General features: G+C 44.5%; 18 protein-coding genes. 5 read left to right on the top strand and 13 right to left on the bottom strand.

The features are described 5' to 3' along the window. Positions 1-130: 130 nt before the first annotated feature. The 11 genes from AC1DYT_RS18715 to AC1DYT_RS18665 form a co-directional block, all read right to left on the bottom strand. Positions 131-583, bottom strand: coding sequence for a MarR family winged helix-turn-helix transcriptional regulator (locus AC1DYT_RS18715; protein ID WP_477459321.1), 453 nt, complete (start codon positions 581-583; stop codon positions 131-133). A gap of 39 nt (positions 584-622) precedes the next feature. Further along, positions 623-781, bottom strand: a complete 159-nt coding sequence (locus AC1DYT_RS18710) for a DUF5522 domain-containing protein (RefSeq protein WP_158288432.1) — start codon at positions 779-781, stop codon at positions 623-625. Continuing rightward, positions 781-1,719: an MBL fold metallo-hydrolase gene (locus tag AC1DYT_RS18705; RefSeq protein WP_477471053.1), complete on the bottom strand. Its 939-nt coding sequence runs from the start codon at positions 1,717-1,719 to the stop codon at positions 781-783. The genes AC1DYT_RS18710 and AC1DYT_RS18705 overlap by 1 nt, the downstream gene beginning before the upstream one ends. Further along, positions 1,716-2,324: a dephospho-CoA kinase gene (gene coaE, locus AC1DYT_RS18700; protein ID WP_477471052.1), complete on the bottom strand. Its 609-nt coding sequence runs from the start codon at positions 2,322-2,324 to the stop codon at positions 1,716-1,718. The genes AC1DYT_RS18705 and coaE overlap by 4 nt, the downstream gene beginning before the upstream one ends. A gap of 50 nt (positions 2,325-2,374) precedes the next feature. After that, entirely contained in the window at positions 2,375-2,734 is a 360-nt protein-coding gene (locus tag AC1DYT_RS18695; RefSeq protein WP_477471051.1) for a helix-turn-helix domain-containing protein, read from the bottom strand. Continuing rightward, positions 2,718-3,029 carry a type II toxin-antitoxin system HigB family toxin gene (locus tag AC1DYT_RS18690; RefSeq protein WP_477471050.1) on the bottom strand — a complete coding sequence of 104 codons (312 nt, stop codon included), beginning with the start codon at positions 3,027-3,029 and terminating at the stop codon, positions 2,718-2,720. The genes AC1DYT_RS18695 and AC1DYT_RS18690 overlap by 17 nt, the downstream gene beginning before the upstream one ends. 351 nt (positions 3,030-3,380) lie before the next feature. Beyond that, entirely contained in the window at positions 3,381-4,325 is a 945-nt protein-coding gene (locus AC1DYT_RS18685) for a CdaR family protein (RefSeq protein WP_477471049.1), read from the bottom strand. Positions 4,326-4,459: 134 nt separating this feature from the next. Continuing rightward, on the bottom strand, positions 4,460-4,789 hold the full coding sequence (gene yajC / locus AC1DYT_RS18680) for a preprotein translocase subunit YajC (protein ID WP_477471048.1): 330 nt from the start codon (positions 4,787-4,789) through the stop codon (positions 4,460-4,462). An 18-nt stretch (positions 4,790-4,807) separates the two neighbouring features. Then, a complete protein-coding gene (locus AC1DYT_RS18675; RefSeq protein WP_477471047.1) occupies positions 4,808-5,230 on the bottom strand; it encodes a DUF1573 domain-containing protein in 423 nt (140 codons plus the stop codon). Between the two features lie 7 nt (positions 5,231-5,237). Further along, a complete protein-coding gene (gene nusB / locus AC1DYT_RS18670; RefSeq protein WP_477471046.1) occupies positions 5,238-6,185 on the bottom strand; it encodes a transcription antitermination factor NusB in 948 nt (315 codons plus the stop codon). Positions 6,186-6,236: 51 nt separating this feature from the next. Then, the gene (locus AC1DYT_RS18665) at positions 6,237-7,322 is read right to left on the bottom strand and encodes a Glu/Leu/Phe/Val family dehydrogenase (RefSeq protein ID WP_477471045.1); all 1,086 of its coding nucleotides are present in this window, start codon (positions 7,320-7,322) and stop codon (positions 6,237-6,239) included. Positions 7,323-7,520: 198 nt separating this feature from the next. On the opposite strand from AC1DYT_RS18665, the gene parS reads away from it, so the two are divergent. The 4 genes from parS to AC1DYT_RS18645 all read left to right on the top strand — a co-directional run bounded on the left by parS (position 7,521) and on the right by AC1DYT_RS18645 (position 10,811). Further along, positions 7,521-8,006, top strand: a complete 486-nt coding sequence (parS, locus tag AC1DYT_RS18660; protein WP_477471044.1) for a type II RES/Xre toxin-antitoxin system antitoxin — start codon at positions 7,521-7,523, stop codon at positions 8,004-8,006. Beyond that, positions 8,003-8,458 (top strand): RES family NAD+ phosphorylase, encoded by a 456-nt coding sequence (locus tag AC1DYT_RS18655; protein WP_477471043.1) that lies wholly within the window; start codon positions 8,003-8,005, stop codon positions 8,456-8,458. Before parS ends, AC1DYT_RS18655 begins: the two co-directional genes overlap by 4 nt. 116 nt (positions 8,459-8,574) lie before the next feature. Further along, complete coding sequence (locus AC1DYT_RS18650) at positions 8,575-10,362, top strand: ABC transporter ATP-binding protein (RefSeq protein ID WP_477471042.1); 1,788 nt, start codon at positions 8,575-8,577, stop codon at positions 10,360-10,362. A 128-nt stretch (positions 10,363-10,490) separates the two neighbouring features. Further along, complete coding sequence (locus tag AC1DYT_RS18645; protein ID WP_477459332.1) at positions 10,491-10,811, top strand: DUF3276 family protein; 321 nt, start codon at positions 10,491-10,493, stop codon at positions 10,809-10,811. Between the two features lie 88 nt (positions 10,812-10,899). Here the strand turns inward: AC1DYT_RS18645 and AC1DYT_RS18640 are convergent, their stop codons facing one another. After that, positions 10,900-11,394, bottom strand: coding sequence for a DUF5362 family protein (locus AC1DYT_RS18640; RefSeq protein WP_477471041.1), 495 nt, complete (start codon positions 11,392-11,394; stop codon positions 10,900-10,902). Between the two features lie 60 nt (positions 11,395-11,454). Continuing rightward, positions 11,455-12,825 carry a magnesium transporter gene (gene mgtE / locus AC1DYT_RS18635; protein ID WP_477471040.1) on the bottom strand — a complete coding sequence of 457 codons (1,371 nt, stop codon included), beginning with the start codon at positions 12,823-12,825 and terminating at the stop codon, positions 11,455-11,457. Positions 12,826-13,028: 203 nt separating this feature from the next. On the opposite strand from mgtE, the gene ychF reads away from it, so the two are divergent. Beyond that, entirely contained in the window at positions 13,029-14,132 is a 1,104-nt protein-coding gene (gene ychF / locus AC1DYT_RS18630; protein ID WP_477471039.1) for a redox-regulated ATPase YchF, read from the top strand. Positions 14,133-14,165 lie beyond the last annotated feature (33 nt).

The raw sequence follows: 14,165 nt of genomic DNA, 5'->3' as shown, positions 1-14,165 counted from the left end.
CTACGGTTATTAGGGCGATGAATGACACCCCAAAACAGTGTGCCCTAAATATCCTTAAACGGCGATAAAAACGACCCTAAATTTGATCCATTATGGTAAAAACACGGAAATTTTAGCAAGTAATTTTGGGCTATGCGCCTCGCATCTTATCCAGCAGGTCGCTGAGTTGGCCTGCTTCTTCTTCGGTAAGGTTATCCTGTAAAATATCTTTCGTCCTGAATTCTTTATCCATTTTCGATAACACCTGCAGGCCCTCCTGGCTGATGCCGATGTCTACCGCACGCCTATCCTTGCTGTTGGTGCAACGTGATACCAGGCCCTTTTGTACCAGCCTATCTACTATGCGCGATGCATCAGACATCTTATCAATCATGCGCTCCTTCAACAAATTTACGGTAGCCGGCTTAGGGTATTGTCCGCGTAGTATGCGCAGTATATTGAACTGCTGTTGTGTAAGGTTGTATTGCTCAAATTTGGGCCTGGAAATGTTAGTCATCCAGCCGTATGTGTACGACAAGTTGATCACCGCCTTATGGTAGTTATCCTCAAAATTCGTACTTTTTATATCTTCCTCAATTCCCATTATAGCGCAATAGCTTGATTTTGATGCAAATATAAATATTTATTTTTCTTTTTGTTCATCCTCGTCTTCCCTGCCGTATTTCCAGGGGCAGTGCAGGCATTTGTTTTTGCAGCAGTAGCCTCGTTTAAGGTGGTAAGCCTCGGTAAACACAAAATTGCCATCGGCATTGATGTAATAGTCTACGTTTTCCTGCAGCATTAGTTTAATAACTTTACAAAAGTATCATTTTTGAGATAATCTTTCAGCTGTTTTCCGTCGCCATGGAGGGTCCACACCTGCTTTGGCCGGGTTTGGTTGATGGTGTGGATAATATCGTTCCAATCGGCATGGTCAGATATGTAAAGCGTATCGTTTACGTTCACCTGCAGGTTTTTCCATCCCGAAGCAAACAGCCGCTTCACCCCCGTTGCACGCAGGTAGCTATCGAAAGTAAACGGCGGAACGATGTACACCCACTCCTCCTGTGTTTTCATCAGCTTGCGACCATACATCTGGTGCTTGCCCAGTTCAAAACCCATCTTCTCGTATATAGCGTTGATGGGCATAATGCGATGATGCACCAGTATTTTTTTCTGTGGCGCGTAGTCGTTTATCATCCTTATCAGCCGCTGGCTTTTACCCAGGCTATAGGCACCCAGCAGGATATTTATCTTGATATCGTTCAGCTTCTTAATTTCTTCTACCGGGTCGGGGTGGTTGGTATCAGGATTGGCAAAAGTGGTTTCTGTTATCAATACATCGGTTTCCACAAACTCCATAGGTTCGCAGGTAGCGTCGGGTTGTAGTTTGTAATCGCCGGTGTACAAATACCGGGTGCCCTGGTATTCCATCAGTATTTGCGCAGAGCCGGGCATGTGGCCGGCGGGTATAAAAGTCACCTGCACGCCGCCAATAGTGAACGGGACATGGTATGCGATGGTGTATATTACCTTGCCTGCGCTTTTACCATACCGCAATCGCATAAAGGCTATGGTAGCGGCCGTGGCGTAAATGTTGGTGTTGCCGCTAACGGCATGGTCGGCATGGGCGTGGCTTATCAGGGCTTTATCTACAGGTTCTTTTGGGTCGAGGTAGAAATCGCCGTAGCGGCAGTATATGCCCTTGGCGTTGATGAGTAAAAAATCGTCTAGTATCATTTGCGTTTGGCCAGCGACAAGTACAGTTGGTGCAGCTTGAGCACCTGGGGTATTACCAGTTGGGAATCGTTGTTAATAATTACATCGTCGGCCAGTGCCAGCTTCTGCTCCTCGGCCATTTGGCGGCTTTCGCGCTTCTGCACTTCTTCGGCGGGTATGTTATCGCGTTGTACTACCCTTTGGATTCGTAAAGATTGAGGCGCGGAGACCAATAAGGAGCGATCGCACATTTTATAAGATCCGCTTTCGAAAAGGATAGCCGCTTCCTTTAAAACGTAGGGCACATCCTCGCGGCTTTGGAACTGCTGCACCCACAAATCGAATGCGCGGAAAACGGCCGGGTGCACCAGGGCATTTAGTTTAGCCAGTTGCTCTTCGCTGTTGAAAACAATGGCCGAGATATGCTTACGGTTAAGCGAACCATCACTTTCGTACGATTCGGCCCCGAAAGCTTCTTTGATGCCATCAATCAGTATGGCGTCGCTTACCATCACTTTTTTTGCGGCATCATCGGCATAGAATACGGGGATGCCCAGCGTTTCAAACACTTTGCAAACGGTGGTTTTACCGCTGCCGATATTGCCTGTAATGCCTACTTTAAACATTATTTTTTCGTAACTATTATATTAAAACACAGGTAATCAGATGCAAATCATTAATACGCTTGAATCAGAACTTCTGCAGGAATATTCAGCATTTCGGTTAGTTTACGAATCATCGACAAGCTTAACTTCCTTTTTCCCGATAAAATTTCAGATTTCCTTGACCGGTTTCCTAAGATATGACTTAGCTCATTCTCCGATAAATTCATTTGTTCTACCCGGAATTTTATTGCCTCCAACGGATTAGGATAGGCAACAGGATAATGGATCAGTTCATATTCCTTTACTAATATACTCAGGATCTCCAGTTCATCGGAATTTGCAGAACCATCTAAAATATCTGTTTGCATAAGTTCATAGATACGCGCCAATGCACCATTGTACTCATCTTCTGTTTTAATTGGTTTTAACATAACTTACTGTTTTAGCATTTATTTTATCATATTGTTTATGCGTTCCGAACCACACAACAAAAACAATTTTTAAACGGTATTCAATGTCCACTATTAAACGATAGCTATTGCCATGGATATTAAATACCACTCTCTTTTCATTTAGCACAGATGCATTTCTATATTGAGCTTTCAATTCATTTGGATTATCCCAAGAGGCACTTGCCGCTTCTTCATGCCAACTTAGCAACGCCTGTTCTGCCTGATGAAATTCTGTAATATAATCCTTTAAGGTTTTTATAGCTATTACACGCATCTTTACAAAGATACGTTATTGTTACCAAATTGGTAACATAGAAAAATAAATAGAAGTTGTAAGACGCAAAAATGTGGAAGAGGGCGGAAACAGATGTCCTTAGTAAGCTATATAGAACATTGTAACGAATTATATGCAAGAATTTTAAGCGTTACTAAAGGGTATTATCTCATAAACATGATGGAACCTGCAAGTCGTTAGGTTTCAACAGCAGGTGTTTGTGTTATACATCTTCAATAACGAACATACTTGGGTCAAAATCCAGCGCAGCCAGAGATTGTTTGTGAAGCAAATTTATACGTAGAGTATGAGACTTTTTTCGCAAAGTATCTCGTGCAGTACGTACCTAAATTATTTTTTCACTATAAAATCAACATTCAGCGGCTCTATCTTTACAATTTTGCTGTACGATGGCGTGTGGGTAAGCCTTACCGATAGCACCCGGTAGCCTTGCAGCCACTGATCTAAATCGGCAACGGCTTCAAAATCGTCCTCGTTGATGTCGGGGTAATCTTTTAAGGATGTAGTAAACGTAATCTTCACCTTTTGCGGAAATATCTTTACATCGTAAAAGTTACGGTTATTGATGAGTTTTACGGGTATCTGGATGGTTTTTTCGGTAAACTCATCCACCGGTATTTTCACCGTAACGCTTTTAGGCAGCACGGTAAGGTTCCCTTCTGCCGGCGGGCGTAAATTTACCCGGGCGTTGAAACTTTCGTTGAGGTCCTTCAGGATAAGCGAATCGGTTTGCCAGTACGTAATTTTTGCCAGTACATCTGCCGGGCCGCTGATGGTTACATATGATGGTTTTATGCTGATAGCATCCGACTGGGCAAATTGCTGTTGGTAGTTAAGCGCTGTAACTAACCTCACGGGCACGCGCTTGATAAGCCTGTTAGACAAATCGAAGAACAGGGTATCAGGGTCGATGGAAACTACCTGCCGCTCTATATCCCTTTTTGCATTTATCAGCTTTAACTGCGTGCTCAAAACAACATAGTTTTTGCTCTCGAGGGCACTAAGATCTACGCTTATTTTATCATCGTCGCCATTCATGCGCGAAAACAGCATCTTCCAGCCCGTGCCTTGTATGGTTGCGTTGATGGTATCGGGCTGCAGAGAATGGAAAGCACGCTTTTGCGGAGAATTTTTGAACACCGCCAACAGCTTTACTTTGTAGTTTTGCTGGCTTGAAAGCGCGGTAAACAACCAGGCAAAAACCGATAACACCAGGCAAGTGGCAAATGCGGATAACCGCCTGCGCTCTATTGCCGATAATTTGATTATTGCCATTTATTTGAGGTAAAAGGTAAAAGGCGAAAAAACAAAGGTAAACGTAATAGCTTAAATTGTTAAAAAAAGAAAGCGAAAGGCAGGCTATATATAACTAAGCCAACCTTTCGCCTTTTACCTTAATCCTTTACCTGCTATTTAACTACCGCAGGGGTGTTCAAAGCTCTGGATTCTTCTAAAGAGATAGCCGATTTGCTGAAGCGGATGCGGCCGCCGTTCTCTACTTCTATCAGGAAAGTGGTTTCGGCTATTTCGTATATCTTACCGTGGATACCGGCGGTTGTGATTACTTTATCGCCTTTTTTGAGTTCGTCTACGTATTTCTTCTGATCTTTGGCCTTTTTCATTTGCGGGCGTATCATGAAGAAATAAAATACGATGGCAATTAACCCAAACATCAATATCTGGGGATTAATGCCAAAAATAGTAGGGGCTGCTGCCTCTAAAAAAATAGTTGCTATCATTTTCTGTTTATATATTATTTATTTAGCCACGTCGCCAATAAGGTGCACCATGGTTTGTGCGGGGTTGGTATTGGCGGTAACGGTTATTTGTTTATCCTGCAGGCCTGTTTTACCTGCGCTGTTAAAAGTAACTTTTATAGCGCCCTCTTCGCCGGGCTGTATTGGCTTTTGCGGCCATTCGGGTTTGGTGCAACCGCAGGTAGCTATGGCATCTTTGATGATCAAGGGCGATTTACCTGTATTGGTGAACTTAAACTCATAAGTTACCTTGTCGCCTGTTTTGATTTTGCCGAAATCGTGCGTTTCTTTTTCGAATTTGATAACCGGCGCATTGGTTGCACTTGCGTTATTAACCGTGGCGGCACCGCCGGTTTGCGTGCAAGAACTGAAGGCCGTCATCAAGGTGGCGGCTACCATCGTACCCAAAATGATTTTTTTCATGATATGGTTATTCTATTAATCCCCTGCCTATTTTCTTTACTTTGTTGTCGGCTTTTAATTCTGCCAAAATTTTGTCTAAGATACCGTTTATAAACGAATTACTCTTAGGCGTACTAAATTCCTTTGAAATTTCAAGGTACTCATTTATGGTTACCTTAACCGGTATGGAGGTAAAATTAATAAATTCTACGATTGCCATCTTCATTAAAAGTGTGTCCATCATGGCTATACGGTCGGGCTCCCAATTTTGGGTCTTCTCGGCTATCAGTTCCTGGTAAGGCGTATCGAAGCGAATGGTTTGCTCGAACAGGTTTACCACGAATTCGCGATCTTCAACCCAGTTACCGCTGATTTCAGCCAGTTGGTTCTCTTTAGGGTTATCGTACGCAAAATTCTTGAATGTTTTGGCTATAAGGGCCTGCAGCACCTCCCTATCTACCGGCCAGTAAATGAATTTATCTTCGAAAACCTGCTCCGCTAGCGACGATTTCAGGATAACCTTTTTGAAGATAAATTTGATGATGTCTTTATCGGTACCGATGGTGTCGTCTGTTTTGGCCAGATATTCGGCGTATTCAGTCGAATTTTTGAGCGTAATGAACAAGGATTTCGCCAGTTCCGGGTCGAACGCCCAATCTACCTTGTACTTCTTAAGCGAAACCAGGTACTCTTTGTTATCGCCAAGCGATGTATAGAATTTGTTGGTTAATATCTTAAGGTTGGGGTTCAAATCATCGGCTGTGGGTAAATGCTTGTTGGCTCTTTCTTCTGCATCGCGCTCGGTATAGGCTATTACCTCGCTAATGAGCGATAGCATCCAGATGTACATTTCATATACCTGGTCTATACTGCTCAGCAGCTGTTTTTCGTGATGTTTAATGTCGTGGGAGTTCGATTGGTGGTATGCGTATAACGATTGTAATACCTTTACCCTAAGATGCCTTCTGTTTAACATGTTGTAAGAACGATTATGCCCCGGTAAATCGGGGCTGTTTATGATAATATATTAATAGGTTGATTTTACTTTTTTTATATCTGCAATGCGTTTTTCGGCTATTTTGTTTGCAGCTGTAGTAGTAGAAATTCCCTCGGCCTTAGATAAGCGCAAAACATTGCGTGTGGCCTCGTAAATATTCTCGGTAAGCTGCAGGGTGCGTTTTTTGCTGAAGCCCATCAGTTCTGAATAGCAATTGATGATACCGCCGGCATTTATTACGTAATCAGGCGCAAACAGGATGCCTTTGTCCAAAAGCATTTGGCCGTGCAGGGCCTCATCCTGTAGTTGGTTATTTGCAGAGCCGGCTATGATACCGCACTGTAGTTTGCCAATGGTTTGTGTATTGATGGTAGAGCCTAAAGCACAGGGCGCATAGATATCGGCATTGATATCAAATATACTATTGTTTGATACCGCTTCGGCCCCGTATTTTTTTGATACCTGGCGGGTGCGCTCGTCGTTGATGTCGCTTACGTACACTTTTGCGTTCTCATCGCGCAGCAGTTTTACCAAATGCTCACCCACGTGCCCTATCCCCTGTACTATAACGGATTTACCGGTTACGTTATCGTTTCCGTAAAGTTCCTTTATACAAGCCTTTATACCCATAAAAACGCCTAAGGCCGCAATGGGGGCCGGGTCGCCGCTGCCGCCTATGGTTTCGGGTACGCCGGTAACGTGCTGGGTTTCCATGCGTATGTATTCCATATCGCGCGGGTTGGTGCCCACGTCCTCGGCAGTAATAAATTCTCCGTTAAGGTTTTTGATAAAACGGCCGAATTTGCGCAACAAAGCCTCGGTTTTGTCTTTACGCGAATCGCCAATGATAACGGCCTTGCCCCCACCCAGGTTTAAACCTGCAATGGCCGATTTATAGGTCATGCTTTTAGATAGTCGCAAAACATCCTGCAGGGCTTCCTGCTCGGTTTTGTAGGCCCAGAAACGGGTACCGCCCAAAGCAGGACCCAAAGTAGTATCGTGAATAGCGATGATGGCCCTCAACCCAGTTTCCGGATCGCTGCAAAACACAACTTTTTTGTGTCCGAAAGCGTCGAGCTGGTTAAAAATACTATCGGTTGGTTGATTAGAGGGCATTACAGAACAGCAAAAAAAATATTCGTTTTTCAGTTCTGCAAAAGTAGGGGTTTTTTCAATAGGCGCAAACTATATTAGTCGGAAGTCGGAAAAGGGCCGCAAGTCCGAAGATTAAAAGATTTTTTTTGGGAAAATTATGAAAAAATTTGATATCCAGGACATATGTCTGTATATTTGAGGACATAAAGCAGATGCCAGATGAAAGAGCCTAAAATATTTGATATATCATCTCTCCCATACGAATTATCAGAGAGCGATAGTGTTCTAAACTTTTTGCTAGCAGAACCAAGCGCTGTTTATCAGCGCACGCCGCCCTCTACAGAAAACGCAATCGATAAAATCCGCGATGGGCTACCCAAGCAGGCCATTGATACCGTTTTGGCGAAAACCAATATTTCACGCACGCAGCTTTCCAACATCCTACACATTAGCACCCGCCAATTAAACCGTTACGAAAAAGACGAGCGCCTCTCCACAGAGCAATCGAATTTTTTATACGAATTTACGCGTATTTACACCCGTGGCCTGGATATTTTAGGGGATGCCGCCACTACCGATACCTGGCTTGCCCGCCCAAATATGGCTTTAGGCGAAGTTTCGCCAATTGAGCTGCTCGATACCGGCGAGGGTGCACGTATGGTGAATGATTTGCTTTCCAGCATCGAGCACGGTTTTTACTCGTGATATTCTACAGAATAACCAGGGAAAAATACGCCCGCGACTTAAGTGGCAAAGGTGGGTTATTATCAGTGGCGCGCTGGCATAAGCATATCCCGGTGATATATGCGTCGGTAAATTCATCGACCACTATTTTAGAGAAACTGGTACATCTGCAAACCGGCGAGATACATAACGACCTGGTGACCGTAAGCATCACGATACCCGACGATGCCAGCAGCGAACGCATAGAAATAGCCCAATTGCCGCTTAATTGGCGAAAATACCCTGCACCTACTATACTGCAGCGGATTGGTAACGCCTGGTTAAAATCAAAAGGTGCATTGCTGCTATACATCCCCAGCGCGATTGACCCGCTGGCTAACAATGTTTTGATTAATCCCATGCATCCTGAGGCCGCCGGGTTAGAAATAGGAGATGTGCGACCGTTTAGGTTTGATATGCGGTTGGTAAAATAACGCCATAACAACGCCATCTTTCGCCTTTTACCTTTCCGTGCTTGTTTGCTTTTACCTACTTTTGAGCTTCCTTCTTTCGGACTGCGGACTTTCCGACTTCCGGACTGTAGACAACAATGAAAGCACTGGCATATCTCAATAAATTCTTTTATAAATACCGCTGGCGGCTTATACCCGGCGTGCTGTTCGTAATCATATCGAATATATTTGCGGTTTTGCCTGCACAGGTGGTTAGGGTAGCGTTCGATTTGGTTACCGAGAATATCAGTACCTACCAGCTATTCAACGGCTTCGAACGGCAAAACGTTATCTATGACATATTCGGCTCGAGTTTATTGCTGTTCGGCTTGCTGGTTTTGTTGCTTGCCCTGCTGAGGGGTTTATTTCTGTTTTTTATGCGGCAGACCATCATACTCATGTCGCGCCATATCGAGTATGATATGAAGAACGAAATATACAGTCATTACCAGCGCTTGTCGCTCGCTTTTTACCGCCGCCATAACACCGGCGACCTCATGAACCGCGTTACCGAAGATGTAAGCCGCGTGCGCATGTACCTGGGCCCGGGCATTATGTACAGCATCAACACCGTAATCCTTTTTATACTTGTAATATACGCCATGGTAACGGTTAACCTGCGGCTGGCCATATTCTCGATATTGCCGCTGCCTGTTTTAGCGGTTATCATCTTTTATGTAAATACCATTATCGAGCATCGCAGCGAGCAGATACAAAAGCGCTTATCGGGCCTTTCCAGCTTTGTGCAGGAGAACTTCTCAGGCATCAGGGTTATCAAATCTTACGTGCGTGAGGGTTTCGTACGCCAAAAATTTGCTGCCGAAAGCGAGGATTATAAAACGCAAAGCATGGCTATGGCCAAAGTGCAGGCCATGTTTTTTCCATCGATGCTATTGCTGATAGGCCTAAGTAATGTTATTACTATATATATAGGCGGCGTAGAGGTAATGAAAGGCAACATCACCGCAGGCAACATTGCCGAGTTTATCGTTTACCTTAACATGCTTGCTTTCCCTGTGATTTCGCTGGGCTGGGTAACGTCGCTGGTGCAACGGGCTGCGGCTTCGCAAAAGCGGATAAATGAGTTTTTACAGGAAGAGCCGGAGATACAATCACCCAAATCATTGCCGCACACGTTGGCAGGCAAAATCGAATTCAGGGATGTATCGTTCACCTATCCGGATACGGGCATTAAGGCATTGCAGCATGTATCGTTCGTGGCTAACCCGGGCGAGATGGTGGCCATCATCGGGCGCACGGGTTCGGGCAAATCAACCATCGGCAATTTAATTATGCGGATGTATGATACAACCGGCGGCGAAATCCTCGTTGACGATAAGCCGCTAACGCAATTAAATCTGGATAGCTACCGCTCGCAAATAGGCTTTGTACCGCAGGAGGTGTTCCTGTTCTCGGATATTATATCGCACAATATCGCTTTTAGCGCTGATGTGCTGGATATGCCTCGCGTAGAGCAGGCTGCAAAAGATGCCGCCGTTTATAATAACATCATGGAGCTGGATAAGGGATTCGACACGTTGATTGGCGAGCGTGGCGTTACCCTAAGCGGCGGGCAAAAACAGCGAGTAAGTATAGCCCGCGCCATTGTAAAGCAGCCGCAGGTATTGATATTCGACGATTGCCTTTCGGCAGTGGATACCCGCACCGAAGAGGAGATATTGAGCAACCTTGGCCGCATTATGCAGGGCAAAACCAGCGTGATTATTTCGCACCGTATATCCACTATAAAAAATGCCGACAAGATATTGGTGATTGATAACGGCCAAATTATTGAGCAAGGCACCCACAACCAACTGATGGAACTTAAAACAGCCTACTTTGAGCTGTACGAGAAGCAACTGCTGGAGGAAGAGGAAAAAGTTTAGCAAACGCCGTACCATACAATTTTATTGTGCATTAGTTTTAATAAATATTCAATATTGTTACAATTAATAGTTGTGGTTTAAAAAATTAGTTATATTTATCCCAACCAAAACTATTACGATAACGATTTATGGGAGATTTTGACAACAGAGAACGTGAGGAAGTGTACTCTAAAAAGGTGAGAGCCGGGAAAAGGACTTATTTTTTTGACGTGAAAGCAACCCGGTCCAACGATTACTATGTTACGATTACTGAGAGCAAGAAACGTTTGGAAGACGGAGTTTTTATAAAGCACAAGATATTTTTATACAAGGAAGATTTCGAAAAATTTGCCGAAGGATTAAAAGAAACGGTAGATTACATAAAAGACCACCAGGATGTGGTAGAGAAACGTTACGAATTCAGCGAGGGGCATGAAGTTGCCAAAGCTGACGAAGATTTCTCTTATTAAGCAGGCCCTAATTTAAACCTGAATATTACAAGCAAAAATACCCCGCCGAAAGGCAGGGTATTTTTGTTTTAGGGCTATTGTTATTTGGTTAGCGGCTCATCATAGATGCTGCGCCTATTCCGGCTACTATAGTGCCAATAATTGCTAATGCCACAAATGATAGGTAAACGATTGTGGTAATACCCCACAGTTTAAAGAAGGATTTCAATTTGCTGAATGCCAGGGTTGCCTCGGCAGTATTGTTGTAGGCAACTGCATTTTTTATTTTATCGCCAAATTGGTAAAGGTATAAGGCAAAAAAGAAACTGAATACAGCCAACAGTAAATAAATAACAGTCATTAATGTACCCAAGCCGGCGGCCATCCCTTCCATTAAAGGGTTTACCCGCGCCATGGTAGCAAACATAGTGCCTGCAAATAGGGCCATTATGGCGATAAAAGCCGTGCCTATAAAGCCCATGATGCCTAAAAAATAGGCCCATTGCCCGGCTTTTTGCAGGTAATATCTTGCTTCGTCGGTAAGTACGATTTGCGGCTGATCGGCCGGCATTAATGTTTCTTGAGGTGGTACAGGTAATTCCATTGTTTGGGTTTAAGTATTTCTTTTAAAAATATAAAAAACTACTCAAACAACAACAACAATTTACAATAAAACGCCTTTCATGAAAAGCACCGCTACCGTAAAGTAGATAATGAGGCCGGTAACATCAACCAGCGTAGCTACGAATGGTGCCGAAGAACTCGCCGGATCGGCGCCTAATTTTTTTAAAAGCAATGGCAACATGGAACCAGCTAACGACCCCCACAACACCACTCCTACCAATGCAAACCCAACGGTCAGTCCCACTAATATCCAGTGCTCGCCGTATATATCGGTAAAAAATGTCCAGGTATAAATTCTTAAAAAACCAACAATTCCAAGAGTAACCCCCAGCATCAACCCGGATAATATCTCCCGACGCATTACCCGCCACCATTCAGCTACAGTCACCTCACCTAATGCCATGGCCTGAATAATTAGTGTCGAGGCCTGTGAACCGCTATTCCCTCCGCTTGATATAATCAAGGGCATAAATAATGCTAATACTGTTACGCGCTTAATTAAATCTTCAAAAAAACCCATCGCGGTTGCCGTAAACATCTCGCCAATAAACAAAACAATCAGCCAGCCCACACGTTTTTTTACCAATCGAAAAATGTTGATATCCAAATAAGGCTCGTCTAAAGCTTCCGTACCACCTATCTTTTGTATGTCTTCGGTGTATTCTTCGTTGGCTATCCACAGGATATCGTCTACCGTAACTATACCCAGCAATATGCCTTCTGCATCAATTACCGGCAAGGCCGTGCGGTTATTCATCCTGAAAACGTTGATGGCTTCTTCCTGCGGGTCGTTGGCGCTGAGGGCTATCAGGCGGCCGTCCATAAGGTCGCTCACCTTAGTTTCGGGTTTCACCAACAATATCTCGCGGATCCGGATATCATCCAGCAGCACGCCGTTCTCATCAATCACATAAATAACGTCGATGGTTTCGGAATTTTTACCGTAGCGGCGTATGTGCGATAGTACACGCGTTACGTCCCAGGTTTTTTTTACGGCCACGTAATCTGGCGTCATCAAACGGCCAACGCTTTCTTCCTCGTAACCTAATAGGGAAAGGGCCTCTTTGCGGTCGGCCGGGCTTAGGTGCAGGATGAGGTTCTTTACGGCATCGCCATGCAATTCAGCAAAAAAAGCGGTACGGTCATCGGGTGGCAGTTCGTTGATAATCTCTCCAACCTTTTGCCCGGTAAGCTTCTTGATGATGCGCTCCTGGGTGGGGAAATCGAGGATGCGGAATACGTTTACCGCCCGGTTGAGCGATAAGGTAGCGATAATTTTAGGGCCATGCTCGGGAAGTTCGCCTATAAGTTCCTCAACATCAGATATATTCAGGTTGTTCAAATAATCCTGCAGTTGCGCAACGTCCTCCTGCTCCAGTAATAGTTCTACCTGTTCAACCATTTCTTCCATATCACAAACCCTCTTGTTTACATCTTTTTAACGTTGTTTATACCCTGCTGTTATGCTGGCAAAAGTCGTTTATTTTTTCAAATTCCAAGCCTTTTTTTCTGTTATCTTTGCGCCTGATTTCAGTTGGCGGTTTGCAGTATACAGTGGGCAGTTAGCAATAAGTTTTTAGAATTTCTGATTTAGTATTTAGCGTTTAATTTAATATGGGTTTACAATGTGGTATAGTGGGTTTGCCAAATGTGGGGAAATCGACACTTTTTAACTGTTTATCAAATGCAAAGGCACAGGCGGCTAACTTTCCGTTCTGTACTATCGAGCCTAATGTGGGCGTAATTACCGTTCCGGATGAGCGCTTGACCAAGCTTACCGAGATAGTGAAACCCAAGAGCATCGTGCCAAACGTTATCGAAATAGTGGATATTGCCGGCCTCGTGAAAGGTGCCAGCAAGGGTGAAGGTTTGGGCAACCAGTTTTTGGCCAACATACGTGCCACCAATGCTATTATACACGTTTTACGCTGTTTTGATAACGATAACGTGATACACGTTGACGGCTCGGTAGACCCTATCCGCGATAAGGAGATCATAGATACCGAGTTGCAACTGAAAGACCTTGATTCGATAGAAAAGAAGATATCGAAAATAGAAAAGATGGCCAAAACTGGTGGCGACAAGGAAGCTAAAAAAGCTTACGATGTGCTGACCATTTACCGCAATCACCTGCTGGAAGGTAAAAGCGCCCGCACTGCCCCCGTTGCCGAGGAAGATCAGGAATATATTGCCGATATATGGTTGCTTACCGCTAAACCGGTAATGTATGTTTGTAATGTTGACGAAGCATCGGTTGTAAACGGCAATGCCTATGTAGAACGCGTTAAGGCAGTAGCTAAAGAAGAGAATGCGGAAGTGCTGATTATCTCGGCGCAGATTGAAGCGGAAATTGCCGAAATGGATTCGTACGAGGATCGCCAGATGTTCCTTGGCGATCTTGGCTTAACCGAATCGGGTGTAACGCAACTGATAAAGGCGGCTTACCGCCTGCTTAACCTGGCCACTTACTTTACTGCCGGCGTGCAGGAAGTACGCGCCTGGACCATCACCAAGGGCTTTACTGCACCGCAGGCAGCGGGTGTTATCCACACCGATTTCGAGAAAGGTTTTATCCGCGCGGAGGTTATTAAATACGAGGATTTCGTGAAACACAACGGCTCGGAAGCAGCTATCAAAGAAGCCGGTAAAATGGGCGTAGAAGGCAAGACCTATATTGTACAGGATGGCGACATCATGCACTTTAGGTTTAACGTATAGCCCCCTAGCCACTGCCTACCGGCAGGCAGGCCC

The sequence above is a fragment of the Mucilaginibacter sp. P1_D10 genome (genome assembly GCF_056406215.1).
Note: the sequence above shows the minus strand (reverse complement) of the source record. Positions and strands in the feature narration are given on the sequence as shown.

Excerpts from the sequence above, each read along its gene's own strand:
- AC1DYT_RS18715 (WP_477459321.1), bottom strand. The coding sequence starts at position 583 with ATGGGAATTGAGGAAGATATAAAAAGTACGAATTTTGAGGATAACTAC.
- AC1DYT_RS18710 (WP_158288432.1), bottom strand. The coding sequence starts at position 781 with ATGCTGCAGGAAAACGTAGACTATTACATCAATGCCGATGGCAATTTT.
- AC1DYT_RS18705 (WP_477471053.1), bottom strand. The coding sequence starts at position 1,719 with ATGATACTAGACGATTTTTTACTCATCAACGCCAAGGGCATATACTGC.
- coaE (WP_477471052.1), bottom strand. The coding sequence starts at position 2,324 with ATGTTTAAAGTAGGCATTACAGGCAATATCGGCAGCGGTAAAACCACC.
- AC1DYT_RS18695 (WP_477471051.1), bottom strand. The coding sequence starts at position 2,734 with ATGTTAAAACCAATTAAAACAGAAGATGAGTACAATGGTGCATTGGCG.
- AC1DYT_RS18690 (WP_477471050.1), bottom strand. The coding sequence starts at position 3,029 with ATGCGTGTAATAGCTATAAAAACCTTAAAGGATTATATTACAGAATTT.
- AC1DYT_RS18685 (WP_477471049.1), bottom strand. The coding sequence starts at position 4,325 with ATGGCAATAATCAAATTATCGGCAATAGAGCGCAGGCGGTTATCCGCA.
- yajC (WP_477471048.1), bottom strand. The coding sequence starts at position 4,789 with ATGATAGCAACTATTTTTTTAGAGGCAGCAGCCCCTACTATTTTTGGC.
- AC1DYT_RS18675 (WP_477471047.1), bottom strand. The coding sequence starts at position 5,230 with ATGAAAAAAATCATTTTGGGTACGATGGTAGCCGCCACCTTGATGACG.
- nusB (WP_477471046.1), bottom strand. The coding sequence starts at position 6,185 with ATGTTAAACAGAAGGCATCTTAGGGTAAAGGTATTACAATCGTTATAC.
- AC1DYT_RS18665 (WP_477471045.1), bottom strand. The coding sequence starts at position 7,322 with ATGCCCTCTAATCAACCAACCGATAGTATTTTTAACCAGCTCGACGCT.
- parS (WP_477471044.1), top strand. The coding sequence starts at position 7,521 with ATGAAAGAGCCTAAAATATTTGATATATCATCTCTCCCATACGAATTA.
- AC1DYT_RS18650 (WP_477471042.1), top strand. The coding sequence starts at position 8,575 with ATGAAAGCACTGGCATATCTCAATAAATTCTTTTATAAATACCGCTGG.
- AC1DYT_RS18645 (WP_477459332.1), top strand. The coding sequence starts at position 10,491 with ATGGGAGATTTTGACAACAGAGAACGTGAGGAAGTGTACTCTAAAAAG.
- AC1DYT_RS18640 (WP_477471041.1), bottom strand. The coding sequence starts at position 11,394 with ATGGAATTACCTGTACCACCTCAAGAAACATTAATGCCGGCCGATCAG.
- mgtE (WP_477471040.1), bottom strand. The coding sequence starts at position 12,825 with ATGGAAGAAATGGTTGAACAGGTAGAACTATTACTGGAGCAGGAGGAC.
- ychF (WP_477471039.1), top strand. The coding sequence starts at position 13,029 with ATGGGTTTACAATGTGGTATAGTGGGTTTGCCAAATGTGGGGAAATCG.